The organism is Paenibacillus sp. 2TAB23, from assembly GCF_052115165.1.
Classification (GTDB): Bacteria; Bacillota; Bacilli; order Paenibacillales; family Paenibacillaceae; genus Pristimantibacillus.
In genome coordinates, this window is sequence record NZ_JBFRGD010000043.1 from 1 (window position 1) to 22,234 (window position 22,234).

General features: G+C 48.0%; 18 protein-coding genes, 1 tRNA gene and 2 rRNA genes. 14 read left to right on the forward strand and 7 right to left on the reverse strand.

Translation table 11 applies throughout. From position 1 onward, the window contains the following. Both AB4Z29_RS31535 and AB4Z29_RS31540 read left to right on the forward strand, forming a co-directional pair. A 23S ribosomal RNA gene (locus AB4Z29_RS31535) occupies positions 1-141 on the forward strand; the annotation flags it as partial. Between the two features lie 221 nt (positions 142-362). Next, positions 363-438, forward strand: a tRNA-Val gene (locus AB4Z29_RS31540). 143 nt (positions 439-581) lie between these two features. Here the strand turns inward: AB4Z29_RS31540 and AB4Z29_RS31545 are convergent. Then, entirely contained in the window at positions 582-2,894 is a 2,313-nt protein-coding gene (locus tag AB4Z29_RS31545) for a hypothetical protein (RefSeq protein WP_441946842.1), read from the reverse strand. A 184-nt stretch (positions 2,895-3,078) separates the two neighbouring features. Here AB4Z29_RS31545 and AB4Z29_RS31550 point away from each other — a divergent pair, with 184 nt between their 5' ends. The 3 genes from AB4Z29_RS31550 to AB4Z29_RS31560 all read left to right on the forward strand — a co-directional run bounded on the left by AB4Z29_RS31550 (position 3,079) and on the right by AB4Z29_RS31560 (position 7,641). Further along, a complete protein-coding gene (locus AB4Z29_RS31550) occupies positions 3,079-4,578 on the forward strand; it encodes a DHA2 family efflux MFS transporter permease subunit (protein ID WP_441946843.1) in 1,500 nt (499 codons plus the stop codon). A 221-nt stretch (positions 4,579-4,799) separates the two neighbouring features. Beyond that, entirely contained in the window at positions 4,800-6,569 is a 1,770-nt protein-coding gene (locus AB4Z29_RS31555; RefSeq protein WP_441946844.1) for a class I adenylate-forming enzyme family protein, read from the forward strand. Then, positions 6,562-7,641 (forward strand): acyltransferase family protein, encoded by a 1,080-nt coding sequence (locus AB4Z29_RS31560; protein WP_441946845.1) that lies wholly within the window; start codon positions 6,562-6,564, stop codon positions 7,639-7,641. The genes AB4Z29_RS31555 and AB4Z29_RS31560 overlap by 8 nt, the downstream gene beginning before the upstream one ends. A 181-nt stretch (positions 7,642-7,822) precedes the next feature. Here the strand turns inward: AB4Z29_RS31560 and AB4Z29_RS31565 are convergent, their stop codons facing one another. The 3 genes from AB4Z29_RS31565 to AB4Z29_RS31575 form a co-directional block, all read right to left on the reverse strand. Beyond that, on the reverse strand, positions 7,823-8,686 hold the full coding sequence (locus AB4Z29_RS31565) for a DUF4358 domain-containing protein (protein WP_441946846.1): 864 nt from the start codon (positions 8,684-8,686) through the stop codon (positions 7,823-7,825). A gap of 89 nt (positions 8,687-8,775) precedes the next feature. Beyond that, a complete protein-coding gene (locus AB4Z29_RS31570) occupies positions 8,776-8,991 on the reverse strand; it encodes a hypothetical protein (RefSeq protein ID WP_183571564.1) in 216 nt (71 codons plus the stop codon). Positions 8,992-9,066: 75 nt separating this feature from the next. Beyond that, positions 9,067-10,764 (reverse strand): methyl-accepting chemotaxis protein, encoded by a 1,698-nt coding sequence (locus AB4Z29_RS31575; protein WP_441946847.1) that lies wholly within the window; start codon positions 10,762-10,764, stop codon positions 9,067-9,069. A 207-nt stretch (positions 10,765-10,971) separates the two neighbouring features. Here AB4Z29_RS31575 and AB4Z29_RS31580 point away from each other — a divergent pair, with 207 nt between their 5' ends. Both AB4Z29_RS31580 and bshB2 read left to right on the forward strand, forming a co-directional pair. Then, positions 10,972-11,316: a YojF family protein gene (locus tag AB4Z29_RS31580; RefSeq protein WP_441946848.1), complete on the forward strand. Its 345-nt coding sequence runs from the start codon at positions 10,972-10,974 to the stop codon at positions 11,314-11,316. A gap of 23 nt (positions 11,317-11,339) precedes the next feature. Then, complete coding sequence (gene bshB2 / locus AB4Z29_RS31585; RefSeq protein WP_441946849.1) at positions 11,340-11,996, forward strand: bacillithiol biosynthesis deacetylase BshB2; 657 nt, start codon at positions 11,340-11,342, stop codon at positions 11,994-11,996. 69 nt (positions 11,997-12,065) lie between these two features. On the opposite strand, the gene katA is transcribed toward bshB2, so the two are convergent. The 3 genes from katA to AB4Z29_RS31600 all read right to left on the reverse strand — a co-directional run bounded on the left by katA (position 12,066) and on the right by AB4Z29_RS31600 (position 15,824). Continuing rightward, positions 12,066-13,520 carry a catalase KatA gene (gene katA, locus AB4Z29_RS31590; RefSeq protein ID WP_441946850.1) on the reverse strand — a complete coding sequence of 485 codons (1,455 nt, stop codon included), beginning with the start codon at positions 13,518-13,520 and terminating at the stop codon, positions 12,066-12,068. Positions 13,521-13,720: 200 nt separating this feature from the next. Further along, positions 13,721-14,524 (reverse strand): WYL domain-containing protein, encoded by an 804-nt coding sequence (locus AB4Z29_RS31595; RefSeq protein WP_441946851.1) that lies wholly within the window; start codon positions 14,522-14,524, stop codon positions 13,721-13,723. After that, the gene (locus tag AB4Z29_RS31600; protein ID WP_441946852.1) at positions 14,511-15,824 is read right to left on the reverse strand and encodes a helix-turn-helix transcriptional regulator; all 1,314 of its coding nucleotides are present in this window, start codon (positions 15,822-15,824) and stop codon (positions 14,511-14,513) included. The genes AB4Z29_RS31595 and AB4Z29_RS31600 overlap by 14 nt, the downstream gene beginning before the upstream one ends. A gap of 189 nt (positions 15,825-16,013) precedes the next feature. On the opposite strand from AB4Z29_RS31600, the gene AB4Z29_RS31605 reads away from it, so the two are divergent. From AB4Z29_RS31605 to AB4Z29_RS31635, 7 genes are all read left to right on the forward strand, one after another. Continuing rightward, the gene (locus AB4Z29_RS31605) at positions 16,014-17,432 is read left to right on the forward strand and encodes an RtcB family protein (RefSeq protein WP_441946853.1); all 1,419 of its coding nucleotides are present in this window, start codon (positions 16,014-16,016) and stop codon (positions 17,430-17,432) included. Between the two features lie 240 nt (positions 17,433-17,672). After that, positions 17,673-17,897 (forward strand): hypothetical protein, encoded by a 225-nt coding sequence (locus AB4Z29_RS31610; RefSeq protein WP_441946854.1) that lies wholly within the window; start codon positions 17,673-17,675, stop codon positions 17,895-17,897. Between the two features lie 48 nt (positions 17,898-17,945). After that, a complete protein-coding gene (locus tag AB4Z29_RS31615) occupies positions 17,946-19,058 on the forward strand; it encodes a slipin family protein (protein ID WP_441946855.1) in 1,113 nt (370 codons plus the stop codon). Positions 19,059-19,309: 251 nt separating this feature from the next. After that, a complete protein-coding gene (locus AB4Z29_RS31620; RefSeq protein ID WP_441946856.1) occupies positions 19,310-20,467 on the forward strand; it encodes a YecA family protein in 1,158 nt (385 codons plus the stop codon). Between the two features lie 47 nt (positions 20,468-20,514). Continuing rightward, positions 20,515-21,285 carry an AAA family ATPase gene (locus AB4Z29_RS31625; protein ID WP_441946857.1) on the forward strand — a complete coding sequence of 257 codons (771 nt, stop codon included), beginning with the start codon at positions 20,515-20,517 and terminating at the stop codon, positions 21,283-21,285. A 13-nt stretch (positions 21,286-21,298) separates the two neighbouring features. After that, positions 21,299-21,802, forward strand: coding sequence for a CYTH domain-containing protein (locus AB4Z29_RS31630; protein ID WP_441946858.1), 504 nt, complete (start codon positions 21,299-21,301; stop codon positions 21,800-21,802). A gap of 284 nt (positions 21,803-22,086) precedes the next feature. Continuing rightward, positions 22,087-22,234, forward strand: a 16S ribosomal RNA gene (locus tag AB4Z29_RS31635); the annotation flags it as partial.

The following is a 22,234-nucleotide window of genomic DNA, read 5'->3' on the forward strand; positions in this document are numbered from 1 at the left end:
ATATCTAAGCGTGAAGCCCCCCTCAAGATGAGATTTCCCAGTATGTAAGACCCCTTGAAGACGACGAGGTTGATAGGTTCGGGGTGGAAGCACAGCAATGTGTGCAGCTGACGAATACTAATCGGTCGAGGGCTTATCCTAAACAGTTTGAAAAGCAAACGGAGGTCGTAAGCATAGACTTACATTTGCCCCGGAACCATACATCCGGCAAACAGCAGCTATAAAAGGTTCAGCAAACCTTATCTTTCGTATCCAGTTTTCAGCGTGCAAACCCCATGAAGGACTTTGTTTGGAACTATTCTGGAGCTAATCCAGGAGCGATTCAGCGATAGATCCGGCTTTACGGGTTTAATTATTTCCATGGAGGATTAGCTCAGCTGGGAGAGCATCTGCCTTACAAGCAGAGGGTCGGCGGTTCGATCCCGTCATCCTCCACCATATATTTACCTTAGACCATTGTTCAGATGAACAATGTTTTTTTATTTATAAGCAAAGAGCTGCGCGTCTAACCAAGATTAGATGCGCAGCTCTTTTTCGATGATGATGTTGATGCAACTGTTAGTGGCCAAGTTTAGTATCGCTTAATCGGAAGGACTTAAATAGTTGACCAAAAATTCGACTTGATTCTCTTCGCTTTCCTGCAGCTGGTTGCTGTTAATCATCAGTCTGGTAGCGGCCACCAGTGACAGAACGTCAGACCTCTTGAATCTAGTTGAACTTGCGGCGGCGGCMTCTCTTTTCCCATCGAGTCCATTACGGATACGCAGGAATTGTTTATTAAACAAAATCAATTGGGGGTGCGAGGGAGTATCACTTGCTACATCCTTGAGCAAAGAGTCAGCGCCCGCCGAATTGTCCCAATCCCCTGCAAGGCCGACATCCGTAAAGTCACGCTTAACTAACAGGGAGTTCAAATGCAATAATGCCTCGGTTTTGTCTGAGCTGTCATCCATATCTGTTATGTTCGTAATCATTCTACGAATAGTTGCTGCATTAAATTTAAAGGAGCTGCCCTTGGTAACTGCAGCTTTTCCTTTGTAATTAACGGTTGCGAGCGTATTCAACAGGCTTTCGTAATCTTTAAGAAAGCTGGTAATGACTGCAGGCTTATCCGGCATTTTGTTTGCAAAAAAAGTTCCTGTAAAAACGGCTTGCGTCATTAGAGGATTTGTCATTTTAGTACCGTTCGGCGTGCCCTCTTCCGTACAGATCGGTAGTCCTGTATGATCATTCTCGTCTAGAAGGGTTGTATAAAACGCTAGTCCTTTTTGAATAACGGCATCCCGTTTATCGATCTCGTCTCCCATCTTCTGGAGGGTAGAGATCCTTTTGTAATTAGGAAGAGGTCCTTCCATCGATTTCTCCCATGCAGCCTGCAAATCAGAATCATCCTGATGCTCCAAGAGAGCAGCCCCGCGCGTATCCGCGGCTTCTCCAGACCAAAACTCCATTCGTCCTGCTGCATTATTGTCCTTATCGTCAATATAAATGACGTTTAGCCCAAGCAATGCCATGCCCTCCAAGCTTCCGCTTCTCATGCCGATAGAGACGGCGCTATTCTCTCGGTGCAGAAGCTGGAACAAATACCGCTGCGCATTCCGGTCTCGCAATGAAGGCGCATATTCCTCTCCGGAATTTTCCGGTTTCCAGAATTCGCCCAAGTAGGTAACTTCATTGCCGACACCAAGCTCCTGCTTGGTTATGACTTGATCCCCTACAAAAAGGAGCTGGCGATCAGGAAAGGAATCCCGAAGCTTCGTTGCGAGCTGCATGACCATCAACCGGTGCGAGTCCAGCTCTTTATGGGCGCCGCCTTTTTGGCCGCTGTTGCGTCCCCAAAGAATGAGACATTTTTTACCGTCTAACACTGGGTCAAGCCTTACTCTTTTGAATTCCTCGATTTTTGTCTTGAGCGCTTGATCTCCCGTTGAGTCTCCCAGCTGAATCTGTTCCCGCAATAGACTTGTCTTCTCTGGGTCACGCAATGCTTCGCCGATAACCCGCGTTGCTTCATAGGTTTCCTTATTCCAAGGACGAACGGTACCCGGCGTATGCTCATTATAGACGGTTGAATAGCGGTCGGATGTGCCTTGGTAGCTGCTGTTATCGTCCGTTTTGCTGAAGGAGATCCCGCCCGCTTTTTGCGCCGCATCGAAATATTCGGGCAATGCCTTTCGGTCTTTCAGGAAGGATGGACCTTGGATTCGTTTGGTTTGCTCCGTCTCAGCCGGGGGATCTTTAAATAAGTTTTCTGCTTTATCGGGAAGGAAGGGCGCTTTTCTCTGATCGCCCGTAAGCACTTTGACCGTCAAGCTTGGATCGACGAGCGGAACCATAGCTAGACCCGTAGCATCGCCTGTCATATATTCCGCCGTTCCGATGCTGCGCCAATTGTAATGCTTATTTAGATGGTATTTGATTGCATCCTTGGCGAGCTTATTAAAGCCTTTGGTGTCATTGCTGTAGGTGAATGTTTGTCCGTCCGCATGCCAATCGTCCAAAAAGGCATTGAGCTTCGAGAAGCTAAAACCATAAACCAGTTCATGGTCCAATTGTTCTTTGACGTGAGGCGGCTTTTCCTTCATGACCTCCTCCATCAGTGCGGAAGGCGAGACAAAATAGAGCATTCTAGACTTGCAATATTCGAGCAGGTCTTCACGGCCTGAATAATCTTTTATTTCGATTGTTCTCTGGATAACGCCTTGCTTCGAAACGAGCTGCGCAACGGCTCGATTGCCCATATTTCTCTGGAGCTGCAGCAGGTTGGCCTGGGAGAAGCCAGGTGCTGCATATTCGCCCGCAGCAGACTGTTGGTTATCAGTAGAAGCCTCTGGTTGCTGTTTTTTGGGGCTGCTTGCCGCCTGAGAAGTATTATCTTGAAATTGAAAAGGCATTCTTCAATCCACTTCCTTAATTTTCTTAATCCTTCTCTTATTATAGCGCTGGAGAGTAAAGATGAGTAGTAACGCTTTCAATGGCGGATATTAAAAAAAGACTGACATAGGCATTGAAAATAGTTTAGAACTAAAATATAATAGTTAAGCTGTAAAGTAATATTAAAGGGTGTGGGAGAGCTACATGAATCAAGCAGAAGTTCAAAAGGTGCGTTTTTGGCCTATAATGGTTGCTATTTTTATCGGGTCTTTTTTATGTGTATTGGCGTCGGCTACAATCAATCTGGCGCTTGAGATTTTGACCGATCATTTCGACACGACACTAAGCTCTGTGCAGTGGACACTGACAGGCTTTATGCTGGCGATGGGAACAACGGCACCAATCGCCGGTTATCTAGGCGAGAGGTTCAGTTATCGTCGTCTGTATTTGTTTTCACTGATTGGCTTTACGCTCGCATCAATCCTATGCGCGTCTGCTTGGAGCGAGGGCTCATTGATTACTTTCCGCGTACTGCAAGGCGCTTTTAGCGGATTGATCATTCCTGCGACGATGTCTATTATTTATCAGATTATTCCAAGGGAACGTCAAGCGATGGCCGTGGCATTCTGGGGCTTGTCAGCGATGCTGGCACCTGCATTTGGTCCTACAATCAGCGGCTGGGTGCTGGAGAACATGAACTGGCAATGGCTGTTCTTGATGAACATTCCGATTGGTCTGATCGCAATTGGTTTTGTGTATGCGTACATTCCGTATTACCGGATGAACGTGCCTAAGAGCTTCGACGGACTTGGCTTTTTGACCGTCATTGTCAGCAGCTCATCATTATTGCTTGCGCTGGGCCAAGGACATACATGGGGATGGGGATCTTGGAAGATTATTGGCCTGTTCATCCTAGGAGTCATTTCATTGCTGCTATTCATTTGGCGTGAGCTTACGACAGAGACGCCGCTGCTTAACCTAAAAGTTTTCAAAAATAGACGGTTCACATTGAATGCGGTAATCTCGAATATTATTACGATCAGCCTGTACTCGGGTACGCTGCTGACGCCGATATTCCTGCAGCGCATTCAACATGTATCAGCTATGGATACGGGTATGATCTTGCTGCCGGCCTCGCTTGCGATGGCGCTGCTTATGCCGGTCGTAGGGAAATTGTACGGCATCATCGGTCCGCGCTGGCTAATGTCTGGCGGGATTGCTTTGCTAACGATTGGAACACTCGCGCTAAGCTGGCTCAGTGTCGACGTGTCCCATACTTACATCATTTGGTGGATGATTGTACGCAACATAGGAATTGCGTTTGTCGTGATGCCGTCAAGCAACGCGGCGATGGAACAAATCCCTGCAGAGCTATCGGGTCATGCTTCTGCGATTACGAACTGGACGCGGAACGTATTCGGCTCCTTCGCGATTGCAATCTTCACAACGATGCTTGCTTCCAGATCCGTTACGCACGCCACGGATTTAATGAAAGCGGGGGATGTCGACGAGCTTCATATCGGTATCATGTCCTTTACGATGAGCGTTAATGATGTATACGTCGTTGCAACCTTGGTTGCAGTCGTTGCTTTGCCGCTTAGCTTGCTAATCGGAAAGATTAAACAGACGGATGGCTCTAAACAAGTAAACGGAAAAGATAAAAAATCGGTGAAGCCTGTAACGGCTGCCGTTTCAGGCAAATAAGGTTTACTCGCGGCATCTGTTATTAAAAGCGGATGCCGCGTTTTTTATAAGAATGTTCTTTATTAAGAACTACTTTGATGTTATATTAGATATAACAGATATGGAAAGACACTTATGAAGTATATATCAAACATTTTGTTCGATATAAAGTTTGTATAAACATAAATATCGTACAGCACGAGGCTGTACCGTTCCATTTTACAAAGCGGGGGTTAACAGGAATGAAGAAAAAAACTGATTGGAACAGCGCTACCATTCCGTATTTGCTTCACAAAAGAGCAAGCGAGAGTGCTCATGATGTAGCCTACAGCTTTCCAGGTATAAACCAGCATTACACCTGGCAAATGATATGGGAGGAAGCACGCTTGCTGGCAAAAGGCTTTCTGCGGATTGGCGTTAAGAAAGGCGATGCAATAGCGGTTCTCATGCCAGGCAGGGCAGAGATGATTGCAGCTATGTTTGCCGCTGCATGTGTAGGCGCCGTTATCGTGCCTCTCAATACATATTCCAAAAAGCAGGAGCTAGGGCATTATCTGAAGGACGCGAAACCAGTCGCTCTGATAATGGGCGCCGAGGCGCAGCAAAACCATTTTCCGTCGATCGTACAGGAAATCATACACGATAGCAGGGAAGCAGCAGATACAGGCGAGTGGCTCCCGAAGCATATTTTCGTACTGGACGAGGGACCGGGTGCGCAGGAAAGTACGCCGTTCCTACTTTATGCGGATTTGAAAACGTTTGGCTCTGTTATGGAGGAGACCGCATTTGAGGCCGCTTGCAGGTCTATATCTCCCCAAGATCCGCTTATTCTCCTTTATACCTCAGGTACGCTGGGGCTTCCGAAGGGTGTGCTGCGGTCAACCGCATCATTTCTCATTTCCTCCGACCAAAGCAATGACACGGGGAAAACGAATTCGCTGCTTATGTCTTTGAGCGACAAGATAACCCGTTATTTTGCCGTTATGAACTTGCTCCCTTTATATCACCTCGGCGGATTCGCCACGTTGTTTACCAGCTTGAAGTCTTGCAATATCCGAATTGTCATGCTCAGTCATTTCAACCCTTTGAATGCGTTAGCAGCCGTGGAGAAGGAGAAATGCAGAGTACTGATCGGAACTCCGTATATGGTCCAGCAGATGCTGCTCTCGCCCCGCAGAGAGGAATTCAATCTCAAATCGTTGCTAGGCATCGCATTTACATCGGCCGCTGTCAATAATACGATTTTGCAAAAAATCATGAAGGGGATGAGTCTGTATTTCTTTATGGTCAGCTATGGCTCGTCGGAAGCAGGTGCCGTTGCGAATGGAACCTGCTTCGTAAATCGTAGAAACAACGTAGTACTGCTGCTGCTGTACAAGCTTCTTAGCCATACGAATTTGCTGAGCGGCTTGATCAATTACAAGGAGTTCGAGAAGGGCGCGTACAGTATTGGCGGGAAGGTGGATAAGCTCGTTGAGGTTCGGATCCTTAACCCGGATACGGGGGAAGCGATGCCGCCCCATGAGCACGGAGAAATTGCGATTCGCAGCCACAGAGTCATGCGTTATACGAATGAGGCCTACGATAAGGCGAGCATGACCGAGGATGGCTGGTATAAGTCTGGAGATCTTGGTTTTCTGGATCATCAGAGGCACTTAACGATCACGGGACGACTGCACCGGATGATAAGCCGCGGCGGCGAAAAAATATCTCCAGTCGAAATCGAGAATGTACTTCTGCGGCATGAGGATATTGATGAAGCGCTAGTGATCGGAGTGCCCGACGAGCTGTACGGCGAGCAGGTATGCGCTTGCGTGGTAGCAAGGCAAGGGGCAGGTTTGACGCCAGATAAGCTGAAAAAAGACATGACTCCTTATTTATCAGCCTTTAAGCTGCCGCGCTATATTGTATTTCTTCCGGGATTCCCTCTATCTCCAACGGGTAAAATATCGATTGCCGAGATTAAGTCGATGGTGCTGAGCGGGAAGGGAGAGCTTCGGAAGAATGCGTAAATTTTACCCGGGCATTACGCTATTCAAGCTGGCGGGCTCCTTGCTCGTGCTCGTTGCGCATCTCATGCTTATTCGTTATATGGCGCTATTGCCTGGTCAAGCGATCATACAGTTTACTTCGCTTGCGACCCGGATCGTCGTGCCTTGTTTTTATGTCGTCGCTGGTTTCCTAGCCTACAAAAGCTGGACCCATGCTGACAGTCCGCGCTCGTATATGCTTAAATACTTCAAGCGCATTGGCATCATTTATGCTTTATTTTGTTGTTTGTTTATTGCAGGAAGCATCTTTCCGAAGCTGGTTAGCGATGGACTGGGAACAGGAAACCTGATGATTCAGGCTAAAGTATTGTTTATGGCCATTTTTTTAAACGGGCCCTTTATTCAATTTTGGTTTATTCCGCCGCTTGTTTTTGGTTTGCTTGCTGCATTTGTACTTTTTCAAAAGCAATACTTTCGTCTTGCTGCCGGCCTAGCTTTGCTAGGCTTTGTAAGCATGCAATTCGTTTCGGGAAGTCTCAAAACTGTGCTGGGTATCACAGCTGAGAGCTATTCATCCATTGATCCAATTTATATCGGCTATTTGTATCTATTTGTGACAAGGTACATCGGATTTGGTTTAACCTTTGTCATCATCGGGGCGTTGATTGCCAAATACGAGGAAGGCTTCCTGAAGCTGAATATGAAGCGGATGGTGACATTCGCGATTGTTCTTACTATTGTGGAGACAGCGCTGCTGCTTATTTTCAGTGAATGGACAACGGACTATAAGCTTGCTTTCAGCATGCTGCCGAATACGCTTATTATCTTCTACGGCCTGCTGCGCATTCAAAGCAAAACGGTGCATCAATACAACAAAGCGATTAGCCTGTTCAGCATGGTGGTCTTCTTCGGGCATATTTTGTTTATGCAAGTCAATATGAAGCTGTTTGGTTGGAGCGTGGATGGCATGGGCATGCTGCAGGACTTTATGCTGCTGCTGCTGACCTTTGGTGAGTGCGTGGCAATAACGGCATGCTTGCGCGGAGCTGCTAGACTAGGGGCTGCGAGGCAGGCTGACAAGGTATCGGCTTAAGTACTAGTGCTACTAGTGCCCATATCATGATAATCCAATGCGGCCCAACCCCTATCACGCGGAAAGAACCTTCAACTTCGCTATAAAAGCGGAGCGGAAGGTTCTTTATGTTACCTCTTAATAGGTACAAGGAGGGAGCTGGCATATCCAGACTGACTACTCGAATAGTCTCTCTTTGCGTTTATTTGAAAAATCCATTAAAGATTTCAAGAACCTTGTCCTGATCATGAGAGATAGAGAGCATCACATAATCGCCTTTACGGACGATTTTATAATTTTTGGCATCCTCGTATTGATCCTGCAAATAGGTTTCGAACGTTTTTTGGATTTGTGCGGCGCGTGCCTCTAAGCCTTCAACGACCGCATCATAGCTTTTGTCCGATTTCAGCTTTACAATAACAAGCTCTGTTGCCTTTGTATTCATCATGGCCTGCAGGAAAATGCCTTCTGACAGGAGCGTGCTTGCATCAATACCGTACATGTCTTTAACCAGCTCGCCTTCGGCAGGAATCATGCGTGGCATTTCCATATCGGCAATGATTTTATCGGAGATATCCGATACGTTAACGACCTCGGCAGGCTTTACAGTAGGCTTAGAGGTTGCACTCGGCTTCTGTGTTGGCTTTTGCGTCGGTTTTTGTGTCGGCGTGGCAGTAGCGGCTGGCTTCTCCTTCGGTGCCGCTGGTTGAGCAGGCTTGCCGCCAGAAGGTCTGCCGGGCGGGTTAGCTGGCTTAACTTGCGGTTCATCTGCTGTAGTTGGCTGTTCCGTTGCCGCAGGCTCGCTCGTCGCAGCATCAGCGGCAGGCTCTTCGGTAACCGCGGGCTCGCTCGTAGCAGCTTCACCAGCAGGTGCTTCGGTAGCGACGGGTTCATCCGTAGCAGGATTAACGGTAGGCTGCTCGGTGGCTTCAGCCTCATTCGTCGCATTGCCAGCCGATGAGTTGTTAACCGGATCATTCCCTGCATTGTTGCAGCCGGTTGCAAGCATGGACACGGTGAGTGCAAGAACAGCCATTTTGGACAACGATTTTTTCATATGTAGCATTTAGTTCTCTCCTTAACAAATAAAGTCGAACACTAGACGACCGTGTTCGACAAAAGGTTGCAAGCCTATTTATTTTTGGAGAGCGTATGTTAAGCTTCCTGCTCTGTCTCTTCCTCGGCATCCTCTGGCGATTCGAGCAGTCGGAAGTCATCGGTTTTCGCGCCGTCCTCCCAAATCTCAACAAACAAGGCATCACAATGGTCGAAGTCGGCTGCTTTCAGCGACAGCGCTTTTTCCTCATCTGCTCCCACATAAACATTTTCCAGACCGTCTTCATTAAACGATTGAACGACATAAATTTTCATCGGACTGATCCTCCTGCATAGTAATATTGTAGCAGTATACCACATAATGCCGGCTGAGTAGGAGTGCTCTTACGGTTATCTTACTCTGAATTGGTTGATTGTTTGCTGAAGCTCCTCCGCCATTCTAGCTAGCGCGCTTGACGATGAGCTTATCTCTTCCATGGAAGAGAGCTGCTCTTGCGTGGATGCAGTCACTTGCTCTGCGCCCGCTGCTGAGCTTTCCGTTACCTCAGCAATCATTTTCATTGATCCGGTCATTTCGTCTACTCCTGCTGTCATCTGTTCGACGGAGGCGGAAACCTCTTCTGATTCCGTTGCAACCGCTTCGGCAGCCTCGCGAATATAGTCAAAGGATTGTCCAGCTGTATGTACGATTGAAATACCGGAGTGAACCTCGGCTGTCACCTTCTCCATCGATTGAACGGCTTTCGCCATTTCAGCCTGAATAGAAGAGATGAGGGAGGATATCTGCTGAGCCGAGTCAGACGATTGCTGTGACAGCTTCCGTACCTCGGTGGCGACAACCTCGAAGCCGCGACCGTGCTCGCCTGCTCTTGCCGCTTCGATTGCAGCATTTAGAGACAATAAATTGGTTTGGGCAGATAGCTCGGTAATGACGCCGACGATGTTATTAATTTGGTTTGATTTGCCGTCCAGCTCACTGATAACCTCGGCAAGCCCGCTGACCGTATCATTGATCGCATTCATTTGGGCGACCGCCGATTTTATCGATTCATTGCCGGAAATCGCTTTTTCTGATGCTTCTGCAGCCTTGGCAGATACCGTTTGTGTATTTGCAGCGATCTGCTGGAAGCCGATCGACATCTCATGGATGGTCTGGAAGCCTTCATGGGCCAAGGTCACCTGGCGGTCTACTCCCGTGGCAACATCTTGAATGGTGATTGCAATTTGTTCCGTCACGAGAGACGTTTGCTCAGCGCTTGCGCTTAGGTTCTCAGAAGACGCAGCTACTTGTTCTGAGGAGCTGCCTACCCGCACAATGAGTGCCCTAAGATTATTAGCCATCATATTAAAGGAGCTGGACAGCATGCCAATCTCATCGTTGCTTTTCATCATAATGGGCTTGCCTGTAAGGTCGCCGGTAGCAATTTTCTCGGCTGCTTTTGCCAGCTCCACAATCGGTCTCGAAATGAGCCTGCCGATAAGAATAGCAATTGCTAAGCCCAATACAAGTGTGATGATGCCCAAAATAATAACGAGAGAAATGACGTCCTCGACTTGTTTGGATGCTTGTACTTGACTTGTATCCAGCAAGCTTTGCTGATAGGCTTCCATATCCGTTAATATCTTCTCAAAGCGCGCAATAATAGTACGGCCTTGATTCGATAGGAGAGCAGTAAACTCTTGTTCTTTGTTTTGTTTTTTGAGTTCGCTTACTTCCTTGGCAAGCTCGAAATATTCGTTCTCAGCGGCATCGGATTGCTTAAGCATTTCAATCATTTCAGGTGTTTTTACAGCTGCTGCCAGCTGCTTGCTAATGGAAATATAAGATTCATGGGAGGATGTAATTCCTTTGAGCGAGGTTTCGTCGCCAAGCATGGCATATACACGGACAGCGATTTGTTCCGATTTGACGGCAATGACCATATCCTTCACTTCCAGCATCTTCTTGGTGCGGTCTTCAATCAATTCGGTGTATGTATGGTTGAGCGATATAAGCTGTACCAAGTTAATCGTCATTATGATAGCTAATAAGATAAGGACAGATATAAACCCTCCAAGCAGTTTTTTGCTAATCGATAAATTTCTCATGTCTGGCCTCCTGGTAGATAGAATCACGCAATAAAAAAATCCATATTTCATGACCTATGCTCTATAAATTTGGAAGTTAGTATATCATATATACTAGATACAAAGCTAGTTCAAATGGACTAAGTTATTTGTTTCTATTCAAGTATGTTAGAATGATTGCATTCATAGAAATTATAATCGTTTTGGGGAGACCAAGGAGGGGTTAGATTGCAGCTCATCAATCTGGATAAAGTACAGCTCATGATTGAAAGCTTTAAGGATGAGGAGCTTTATCTTCATCTTGAGATGACTACGGGAGCCTATGCGTCCCATATTGACAGCTCGAAACATCCGGCAGCGAATTTCATTACGAATGCCAGAATTAAATATTCCCATGGGTCTATCGCGGGGATTGGTCCTTACCGGGTCGGTCTCAAGATGGCAGAGGGCTGGATCTATACGGAGGGATTGACGCATTGGGAGGAGCAGGAGACAGGAAGACTGCTGCTCGCAGGACATGATGGGCAAGGGAAGCTGGTCGTTTCGCTTCAATTAAGCAGGGAACCCTTTTAATGAGAGAGGAGAGAGAAAACGTTATGGCTGAGCATATATTGGTCGTTTTTCCGCATCCTGATGACGAGGCGTTCACGGTATCAGGCACGCTTGCTAAACATATAGATGACGGAGCTCATGTCACTTATGCTTGTTTGACGCTAGGGGAGATGGGCCGGAACATGGGAATCCCGCCTTTTGCTAATCGGGTAACGCTTCCGCATGTCCGTAAGCTCGAGCTGGAGAGATCCTGCGAAGCAATCGGTATTCAGGATCTGAGAATGCTGGGCTTCCATGACAAGATGATTGAATTCGAGGATCAGGCGTATTTGGACGAACAGCTGGACCATTTGCTTAAAGAGCTGCGCCCTACGATCGTATATACGTTTTACCCTGGCTTTAGTGTGCATCCGGACCATGATGCATGCGGCGCTGCCGTCGTACGGACGATTAGCAGGCTGCCCAAGGAGGAGCAACCGGTTGTGTATGGCGTAGCTTTCTCCAAAAACCATCAGCAAGTGTTAGGCAAGCCGCATTTGCTGAATGACGTTAAGGATTATTTGAAGCCTAAGATGGCTTCCATTGAGGCTCACCGCTCCCAATTCCAAGCCGCTGAGCTCATGGGCAGCAAAAAGCTGGAGGATGAGGAAATACGGGAGCGCTATGGTACGGAGCGTTTCTGGATTTACCCGTTCAACTAAGCGGGATATAGACAAAGGGGATGGCCCGAGCGGCCATCCCCTTTGTCTATATCGGATATAAAAAAATGATTATTGCTGCGTGACGGAAAGACCGAGCCCTTCTGCGACGCGTTGTCCGTACTCAGGGTCCGCTTTGTAGAAATGTCCGATTTGGCGGAGCTTGATCTCATCTTTCTCCACCGGCTTCATGGCTCCTACGATCGTATCGACTAAGCGGGCGCGTTCTTCCTCGCTAAGCAAACGATACAGGTCTCCGGCTTGCGTATAATGATCATGATGGTCATAACCGACGCTGTCTGCTTGACCGGACACTTGGAAAGGAGCAGGCTTATGGTCGGTGGATTCCGTTGGCCCGCCATAGCTGTTCGGCTCATAGTACATCGAAGCGCCGCCGTTGCCATCGGCCCGCATTTGACCGTCGCGCTGGTGGTTGAGGACCTCGCTTGTCGGACGGTTGATCGGCAGCTGATTATGGTTTGCGCCAACCCGGTATCGATGGGCATCGGAATAAGCGAACAATCGGCCTTGCAGCATTTTGTCCGGAGAAGCTTCAACACCCGGGACGAATGACCCTGGAGAAAAAGTCGCCTGTTCAACCTCAGCGAAGTAGTTGTCCGGATTGCGGTCTAACACCATGCGCCCAACCTCGATAAGCGGATAATCCTTTTGAGACCATACCTTCGTTACGTCAAACGGGTCGAACCGATATGTATCCGCATCTTCGGTAGGCATGATTTGTACGTATAGCTTCCATGCAGGGAAATCGCCGTTTGCAATGGCATTGAACAGATCCTCGGTGTGGTAGTCCGGATTATCTCCCGCAATTTGTGCAGCAACGTCAGGGGCGAGGTTCTGAACGCCTTGCTCGGTTTTAAAATGGTATTTTACCCAAACGGCTTGCCCTTCCGCATTTACCCATTTGAAGGTATGGCTTCCGAAGCCGTGCATATGCCGAAGCGTGGCTGGAATGCCCCGGTCAGACATCAGAATCGTAACCTGGTGCAGGGATTCGGGAGAGAGAGACCAGAAATCCCAAACGGCGTTCGGGTTTTTGAGATGAGTTTGGGGATGGCGCTTCTGTGTATGAATGAAATCTGGGAATTTGATTGCATCGCGAATGAAGAAGACAGGCGTGTTGTTGCCTACCAAGTCATAATTTCCTTCCTCGGTGTAGAACTTGACGGCGAAGCCGCGCGGGTCGCGCACCGTATCGGCGGATCCAAGCTCGCCTGCAACGGTTGAGAAGCGGATAAACATGGGGGTACGTTTGCCGACCTCGGATAAGAAGCTGGCTTTGGTATAAGGGGTCACATCATGCGTAACCTGGAAGTACCCGTGCGCACCGGCGCCCTTGGCATGAACGACACGTTCGGGAACGCGTTCCCTGTTGAAATGCGCGAGTTTCTCCAGCAGGTGAACATCTTGAATTAACGTAGGACCGCGAGATCCGGCTGTCATCGAGTTTTGGTTGTCCCCGACGGGAGCCCCCCAGCTTGTTGTAAGCTTGTTCTTCTCTGTACTCATAATGAATTCACCTCTATGGTTTAATATGATTGTGCCTCATCTCATATGTTACCGCTTTCCATAGGAAAATCAATATTATTTTATAATGATTACAAATGAAATTTTCCGTCAAAATCGGCTAAAAGCCGCCATTTGACCCAAATGAAAAGAGCAGATGGCGGGACGCAGCAGATCGGTCATAGACTACAGGAGATCAGCTGTTAACCGCTTGACCCGGCGTAGCGCCCAAGTGCCTTGGTTGCGGATTCCAGCATCCGCCGCTTGAGGTGCTCCCCCTCCACAATTCGCACCCGTTTGCCGAGGAATCGGGTTTTGGAAAGCACAAACTCGCTGTCGCTGCTGTCGAAGAACAAGCGTATCGTATACGCATTCGCTTCAGCCGCATAGCTGACTTCCTTCTCGAAGCAGGAAAAAGCGTACAATATTCGTGAAAGCTCCCCATTGTATTGCGGTTCAATAAGGATATCCGCACTAACGCTCCGCCTACTGAGCAAAGTATGAATAGAAGCTTTGTACTGCTCGCTAAGCGCCTCCGAACACGTCTGCTCTGCAAGCCCAAGCAGCTTCTCCAGCTTGGATCGCATTAATCTCCGATTGCTTATTTGATAATAGAGTAAATACCATTCTCGCTTCACCATCGAGTATTCGAGTTTATAAGGAAAGCATGCCTGCGAAGAGGACGCTTCACCCCTTTTATTCAGATAGCTGATTTGCAGTACGGCGTTCTTCAAAATGGCTTGCCGGATGAGGCGGACATACGGATGATAGACATGCCGCTCCTTGCTTGCGGCTTTGTGCAGCAAGCCGTCCGTATCTAGGCTAGGGTCCTGCGTTAATATAGCCCGCAGCTTATGAAGGGTGTCAAGCTCAAAGGCACTGGCGGCTGCGGGATGCTCCAGCATCAGCTTCAGCCAGCCGCGCTCGTGCTGCGTAATTATCATCGTTCCGGAGTCTTCCAGCCGGGATAAGATTTGATAATTGAATATTTTTTCAAATGGATTCATAGTAGTTCCTAATCTCCTTCCACTCCGCAATCATTTCCTCCCTAAGCTTCAAGGGCGCGAGCACTTCGCAGCTGGAGCCGAAGCTCCTGATCCATGGTTTGATCTCAATCGTCCCGTTTACCTCAATGTCATAAATAAAGGATTCCTCTGATTCTTCCGTAATCGTTCCCCATTGTCCCTGAAGCAGTACGCGTTCCTTGACGAAGCTTGGAATACCGTGCCCTGGATGGAAGAAGCGAACCTTGACCGCAACGGTTCTGCCTGTATCGATCAGCCAGCTATGCTTGATGCGCTGCTCGAGCTCAGAGCTTTTGGCTTCGAACAACGTCTCCTCAGCAGCGGTTCCTTCGGCAACCTGGGTAAGCCCCTCCAGACGATATTTTTTAATGCCGCTGCGCGGATGATGGCCAAGCAGGTACCAGCGCCCATATTGATGATCGTAGATGACTTTAAGCGGAAGCATCGTTTCATTAAGCCCGTCTGTATCCTTTTCGAATAGCGGATTTGTATTTTTGGAGGCGTAGCTCGTTTCTTTCTTGGGCGAGAAATAGAGGAAGCTGACCCAACTGCGGCTGCGAATCGCGCTTAGCAGCGTGAATAGATGAGCCTCATCTAATAAGCGCGAGTAATAGTGATATTTATATAAGAAGGAGTCCGTGCGGCCGATGTCTTCCTTCTCCCGGACGATATGCTTTTTGAGTCCGTCGCGCAGCAAGTATCCCTGCACGGAAGGCAGCTGAGTATTCGCCATGATATCCACGAAATCATAAAGATCCTGAAGCTCGTCATGGGACAGCTCGCGGACTAAGTCATTGTTGATTCGATAGCGGTAGGGACGCGCTGCGGTCGCTCGCTTGATAACGCCAACCTGCTCCAAATATTTGAGATCGCCGCGGATGGTCTTCTCGTCGGGCAGCGATAGCTCCGCAGGCATGCCGGAGCAGCATAGGTCAAGAAGCTCACTTACGGTCATTGCTTCTCCGTGCAGAGCAGCAAGCAGTAAGGACAGGCGCTGGCTTTCCGATTCTTTCAGCGATTTGGCGCGAAACAGAAACAGCAGCATGGGATCCGAGGAATCCAGATAGCTGTAGCGTATCGTCTCAGCGAATTCCTTGCCGCTTGCGGCAGGAGCCTTCTGATAGACGGCGTTTACGATTTCTTTGAGCCGCTTAATCGTTTTGTCGAAGGTATGCACGGATATGCCGAGTTTATCCGCGTATTGCTGGCGATTGTAGGCTCCGCTCGTAAGCACAAGCATGCGTAAAAATTGGATTTCCTTATCGAAGCTTTCTCTGGCCATACCCGTACCTCCGGTCCTTAACGATCATGTCTATCTATCATAACAGGTAGCTCGCGGATTTGAACAAAAAGGAAAATTTTCCTTGGTCGTCATACTTACGCCATGTTCACGCACGCTGCATTCAGGCAAAATAATGCTTACAAGAAGGCGACGCGCCGGAATAAAAGAAGAAAGGCGGGAGGGACGACAATGCGGATGCAGCATAAGAAGCATGGCGGCAATCACCATGAAATGGAGCTCGAGCACGGACGGCTTCACGTATTTGCAAACGATGAGGTGCTCCAAACATTCGGAGAAAAGGTATACGAAATGGCTGACAATAACCTACAAATTCCTAGAAATCAATATATGAGCTACACACCTGATGCACATGTAGGCATTGGTACTTGCATTGGCACGACGGCAGTATGGAGTATGAAAAACGGCTGCGTGTCTCCCTCGATCGTAGGCTCGGACATCGGATGCGGAATGAGGGTTCATACGACTTCGCTGCATAAGCGCGATTTGATGGATAAGGATTTGCGCAGAGCGCTCATAGGAGCCATTGAGAAGTACGTTCCGACGAATGAACGGAAAAATTCCAACTATGAAGATATCGACGTCATGAGCGTAGTCGAGCATGGTTTGCATGGTTTGTCTAAGAAATACGTACCGGATAGCCAGTGGCTGACGCATGTTGAGCAATCGCGATTTGCGTTCGATACCAGCTACCTCAAACAGCTGCCTCCGAAAATTTTGAAATATGCGCGGGGGCAGCTGGGATCGCTTGGCAGCGGCAACCATTTCATAGAGCTTCAGTATTTGGAAATGAATGAGGCGTACAAGGACGTTGCGGAGAAATGGGGCTTGTTCGACGGTCAGGTCGTCGTCATGATCCATTCCGGATCACGCTCTTGGGGCGGCATGGTCGGACGGGAGCATAACAAGACGATCAAGGAAGCCATGAATCAGTGGGGAGTCAGCAATCCTGATCCGAACTTGATTTATGCCCCCATTAACAGCCAAGAAGGGCAGACCTATTTGAACCTTATGTACTCTGCGCTTAATTTCGCCGTTAGCAATCGGCATATGATTGCATTCGGCGTTCGTGAAGCTTTCCGCGGAATATTCGGACCGAGTCTCGAAATGCCGGTTCTTTACGACCTGATGCATAATTATGCGCTAAAAGAGTTTCACCGCAACCAGCCGATGCTCGTTCACCGCAAAGGGGCGACGCGTGCGCTTCCGCCCGGACATTTCCTGAATACGCCTGTCTATAAGGAAACGGGGCACCCCGCACTTATTCCTGGTTCGATGGGGACGTCCTCCTACATTATGGTGGGCAAAGAGGAAGGCCTGAAAAACTTTTACTCTATTTGCCACGGTGCAGGGCGGGCCAGGTCCCGAAAGGCAACGAAGCAGCTGGTGACGGTGGATGAGTTCGAGCGATCGCTTAAGGTTGGCACGGAGGACGAAATTCTCGTCAACCATGCATCGTTGCAGACGATTCTCGATGAATGCCCGCAGGCTTATAAAGATGTAGACCAAATTATCGACAGCGTCGTTGGCGCATCTTTAGCCGATGTAGTAGCCAAATGCAAGCCAATGGCTGCGATTAAGGGCATTTAATCTATTTCTATTGCTATTAAAGATCATTTCAATAATAGATGAGGTTCACGTTCGAATGGCGTACCTTGGCAGGGATTTACCATAATCCCGCAGTGCTCACGCATCCTATGCGTCTGTATGCTGTACGACCATCTCGGCGGAATCTCCCCCATGTAAGGGTTCGAATCCCTTGGTATCGCCTTATCCGCGATAACTCTCTGGTAGAGAATGTATGACTCCCTCCAAAGGAGAAAACAAGCTGTGTACGAACGAACCTTCCGCAGGAGCGCTCAGAGCTGGCTGTATGCACTCAATGCGGCAAAGCCTATGAGATCGGTGGATACCGATTGGAGCGGGCAGCCCCTTATGACCAAGCAAAAACGAGCAAGCAGCGGATGGAGGTTGCATCCGAATGCGGCTGGCAATAGCGATGTCACAATGCTGTACAGCTTCTTTCTTAAGCCTGATTCCGGCCTCGCTGCATGAGAGCTTCTGCCAGGAAGGTTACCACCCAATGATAAAGAGGTGTTATTCATGTTTAAAAAAATAACGGTTAAAGGCGATGAGCGCGGTTTGCTTTTCAAAAAAGGGAGCTATGTCAAACTGCTTCAGCCTGGTGTATATCGCCATATGAGTTTTTCGGACGATGCTGTCGTCATCCAACATGTAGCTAAGCGGTTTTCCGTTCCCAATAAGGAGCTTCAGCTGTTTTTGCATGATGAGCAGTTGACCTCAGAGTTGACGATCGCAGATGTTCAAGATTACGAGTATGTGCTGCATTTCGAGGATGGCAAATTCAGCGGTCTGCTAACAGCGGGGCTGTATGCTTTCTGGAATGTCATGAAGAAGCATACGTTTATACGCGTTGATATTCGAAACCCGGAAATAGCAGAGGAAGTCGACCGTTCCTTGCTCGGTAAGCTGCAAGGCTATATGCAAACAATCGAGGTTGCCAGCTACGAGACAGGCCTTCTCTTCTATAATAATGTGCTGCAGCGTGAGCTTCGCCCGGGTAAATATTTTTTCTGGAAGGGCCCGACAAGCGTTCAAGTGAAAACATTGGATCTGCGCCAGCTTCAGCTCGACATGACCGGCCAAGAAATCATGACAGAGGATAAAGTGACGCTGCGGCTTAATTTTGTGTGCCAGTATAAGGTTGTGAATCCCATAAAAGCGATTCAAATCAAAGGTTTCGAGGATCAGGTGTATATCTTGCTGCAGCTTATATTGCGTGAGTACGTCGGTACATTGAAGCTGGATGACCTGCTGCGCATGAAGCAGGAAATTGCGGCATTTGTTCTCTCGCGCTTGAACGAGCAGAAGGAGCACTACGGCGTGCAATTTATATCGGCGGGCTTGAAAGATATCATTCTTCCCGGAGACATCAAGGATATTTTGAATACGGTTCTGCTTGCGGAGAAAAAGGCACAGGCTACTCTGATCACTCGGCGTGAGGAAACAGCCTCAACGCGGAGCTTGCTTAACACAGCTAAGCTGATGGATGAGAACGGCACGCTGTACCGGCTGAAAGAGCTTGAATTTCTCGAGAAAATTTGCGAGAAAATCGGCAATATTTCATTGACTGGCGGCGGGAATTTGCTCGAGCATTTGAATTCGCTGTTAACGGTAAAGAACGTGGAGAAATAATGTGGAATTCAGCGCTATAGGCTGTCTTTGTTGGGCTGTAAGCTCGCGAGGACAGCCTATTTATTATGGGGAAAAGAGTGTGGTAAAATCTATCACGAATAGGCTGTATTTACAAGATATGCGCCTTGAAAATACAGCTTTGCATTGATTCCAACTGCGATTTTTGTTATCTTTGAACCTGCATGTCTTTTGGGATTGCCTTCATTATTGCTAGAAGAGCATGAAATACGTCTATGATTTAGGAGATTACCATGACTATGAAACTTGATAAAGCATTGGAAAAACTGTGGCCGCAGCTCTCTTATCCACTCACCTTTGCGGATGCGCTGGGAGCCTTGTCTAAACAGCAATTGACGAGTATTCGCACAAATTTGAAAATAAGCAATCTGAGCTCGCTTAACAAGCAAGGTCTTGTGGAAAAGCTGTCGGAAAAAATTTCGGAGCACTTGGCTGAAGTCATAGACAGCTTTGACTATAACAGGCTTAAACTTATTCAAAAGATAGTGAAAAACGATGGCATCTGGGATAATCCATTGCTTGAGTTTCAACAATATGAGTACTTCCGTGAGCGGGGTATTCTATTCCAAGGAACGTTGGAGGGCAAGCATGTTGTGTTAATGCCTGCGGAGCTGGTTGCTTATTTCAAAGAAACAACTTTACTGCAGGAGCATACGAACGTTAGCCGCAATACGGAATGGATTCGGCTTACGCATGGTTTAATGTTCTACTACGGGGTTCTGACTGTAGACGAGCTGCAATCCTTTATCATTACAGAGACTGATGATAGTAGCGCAGCCTATGAGCTGTACAATGTATTGCATGAGGCTGAATGTTATTATGACACCTTTACATTTGATGAAAATCAGCTTGTATCAAGCGTGCTATGCGAGAATCCCGAGGGTATTATAAGGGAACGGTCGCTTCGGAATGATCTGGATTTCTGTCCGATTACGAAGCAGCAGCTGCTGAGAGCAGGCGATCCGGAATATGTAGAACGCAGTACCCCTTATATGAATCTTGTTCGATTTGTGCTGCACCGTTATGAGATCGATCGGGCAGAAGCAGATCTGTTGGCTGAAACCTGCGTCGATGCAGCCAAAAATGGAAATTCATTGGCTGAGGTTCTTGGCACTACGAAGGAATTCATCGATATACCAAACTTGGAAATAGCGAACGCGATCACGAATCTATTGGTTCCTTTGATGAACAGTACGAAGCAATGGGCGATTAAAGGCTACTCGCCGAAGGAGCTGTCCGCTAAGCGGGCAAGCGCAAGCCTCCTGCTGAATGAAGGGCCGAACCAAGCGGCGAAAGCCGACGTTATCGATCTACAGTCTCGGAAAAAAATCGGCAGAAACGATCCTTGCTCTTGCGGAAGCGGGAAAAAGTTCAAAAAATGCTGCGGCTAGTTGAGAAATTTGCTTAAAAAGACTTGATTGTGCGGGAGGCGTGCGCCTTGAGACAAAGCCAGCAAGGTCTGTATTTAAGAAGCATAAAGCTCCTAAGGGAATCGGTACCTAGTTTCGACACGTACCCGTTTCATCTAAGTGCCATACAGAATTTAGAGGAGCTGGAATTCCATCCGAAGGTAACGTATCTCGTCGGGGAGAATGGCATGGGCAAATCAACGCTTCTGGAAGCGATGGCTATTGGACTAGGCTTTAATCCGGAGGGTGGAACAATCAATTTCAATTTCGCGACAGAAGCGACGCATTCCGAGCTGCATGCGTACTTGAGGCTGGTGCGGAGCGTAAACAAACCACGGGACGGCTTCTTCTTCCGTGCGGAAAGCTATTACAATGTGGCAACAAATATTGATCAATTGGACCGTGAAGGTGGACGAGGCACGCGCATTATTGACTCTTACGGCGGGAAGTCGCTGCATCAGCAGTCGCATGGCGAATCGTTTTTCGCAACGTTTCTCAACCGCTTTAGCGGGAACGGCATCTATATGATGGATGAGCCGGAGGCGGCTCTTTCTCCTTTTCGTCAAATGGCTATGCTCTCGCGCATCCATGAGCTGGTACAGAGACGATCGCAATTCATTATCGCCACACACTCGCCGATTCTAATGGCTTATCCTGACTCGGTGATTTATAATTTATCTTCTGAGGGAATTGAGCGGATGACTTTGGAGGAAACCGATCATTTTATCTTGATGAAGCAATTTATCAACAACAGAGAGAAAATGCTCCATGAGCTTTTTCTAGAAGACAATGATGAGTAAAGGGGAGTACATGATGTCATTAGAAATCGAACGCAAGTTTCTTCTTCCTGCATTTCCGAGCGCATTAATCGAGCAGGCGAAGGTGCAGCTTGTTTCTGAACAAAGGATTGAGCAAACCTACCTGGCCATCGATGAGAATCAAGAGCTTCGTGTACGTCGCATTGTAGACTTGGCGAGCGGTGAGGTTTCGTATACGCATACCTTTAAGCTAGGCAACGGATTGTCGCGCGAGGAAATTGAATATGCCATATCGGAGTCGATTTATGAGCAGATTGTCAAAGCCTTTGGTTTCGTAGCGCTGACGAAAAACCGGATTACGGCGAAATGGGATGGCAGGACAATTGAAATAGACACGTATGATCAGATCGAGCTGTCTGTGCTAGAAGTAGAGTTTGATTCCGAGGAAACAGCGAACGCTTTCCAAGCACCGGAATGGTTCGGAGAAGATATTAGCTCTGAACGGAAGTACAGCAATAAGAAAGTCTGGCGGGAGCTGCAAGCGAGCACGACAAAATAAGCAGGAAACGACAGGGTTAAACAATAAATTTCAAAAAGTTTTAAAAATCGCTTGACCTCATGGGCGCATACATGATATATTCTAATTCCGGCCGAGAGAAACACGCGGACGACAAGCAAAACAAGCGTTACAAACGAAAGAAAAGATTGCTCTTTGAAAACTGAACAACGAGTAACAACTGCCTCGCAAATCCTTCGGGATAAGCGAAAAAGCGATAACAAATGTAATGAGCATTTCAAACCATGAAGCTTTTCACCTCGACATCGCGTCGAAGCGAAAACTTCCATTTGGAGAGTTTGATCCTGGCTCAGGACGAACGCTGGCGGCGTGCCTAATACATGCAAGTCGAGCGGATCTTGTCCTTCGGGACAAGGTTAGCGGCGGACGGGTGAGTAACACGTGGGTAACCTGCCTATAAGACTGGGATAACAT

What these genes read in the sequence shown, in the direction of transcription:
- AB4Z29_RS31550 (WP_441946843.1), top strand. Translation starts at nt 3,079, where the DNA reads ATGAATCAAGCAGAAGTTCAAAAGGTGCGTTTTTGGCCTATAATGGTT.
- AB4Z29_RS31555 (WP_441946844.1), top strand. Translation starts at nt 4,800, where the DNA reads ATGAAGAAAAAAACTGATTGGAACAGCGCTACCATTCCGTATTTGCTT.
- AB4Z29_RS31560 (WP_441946845.1), top strand. Translation starts at nt 6,562, where the DNA reads ATGCGTAAATTTTACCCGGGCATTACGCTATTCAAGCTGGCGGGCTCC.
- AB4Z29_RS31565 (WP_441946846.1), bottom strand. Translation starts at nt 8,686, where the DNA reads ATGCTACATATGAAAAAATCGTTGTCCAAAATGGCTGTTCTTGCACTC.
- AB4Z29_RS31570 (WP_183571564.1), bottom strand. Translation starts at nt 8,991, where the DNA reads ATGAAAATTTATGTCGTTCAATCGTTTAATGAAGACGGTCTGGAAAAT.
- AB4Z29_RS31575 (WP_441946847.1), bottom strand. Translation starts at nt 10,764, where the DNA reads ATGAGAAATTTATCGATTAGCAAAAAACTGCTTGGAGGGTTTATATCT.
- bshB2 (WP_441946849.1), top strand. Translation starts at nt 11,340, where the DNA reads ATGGCTGAGCATATATTGGTCGTTTTTCCGCATCCTGATGACGAGGCG.
- katA (WP_441946850.1), bottom strand. Translation starts at nt 13,520, where the DNA reads ATGAGTACAGAGAAGAACAAGCTTACAACAAGCTGGGGGGCTCCCGTC.
- AB4Z29_RS31595 (WP_441946851.1), bottom strand. Translation starts at nt 14,524, where the DNA reads ATGAATCCATTTGAAAAAATATTCAATTATCAAATCTTATCCCGGCTG.
- AB4Z29_RS31600 (WP_441946852.1), bottom strand. Translation starts at nt 15,824, where the DNA reads ATGGCCAGAGAAAGCTTCGATAAGGAAATCCAATTTTTACGCATGCTT.
- AB4Z29_RS31605 (WP_441946853.1), top strand. Translation starts at nt 16,014, where the DNA reads ATGCGGATGCAGCATAAGAAGCATGGCGGCAATCACCATGAAATGGAG.
- AB4Z29_RS31615 (WP_441946855.1), top strand. Translation starts at nt 17,946, where the DNA reads ATGTTTAAAAAAATAACGGTTAAAGGCGATGAGCGCGGTTTGCTTTTC.
- AB4Z29_RS31620 (WP_441946856.1), top strand. Translation starts at nt 19,310, where the DNA reads ATGACTATGAAACTTGATAAAGCATTGGAAAAACTGTGGCCGCAGCTC.
- AB4Z29_RS31630 (WP_441946858.1), top strand. Translation starts at nt 21,299, where the DNA reads ATGTCATTAGAAATCGAACGCAAGTTTCTTCTTCCTGCATTTCCGAGC.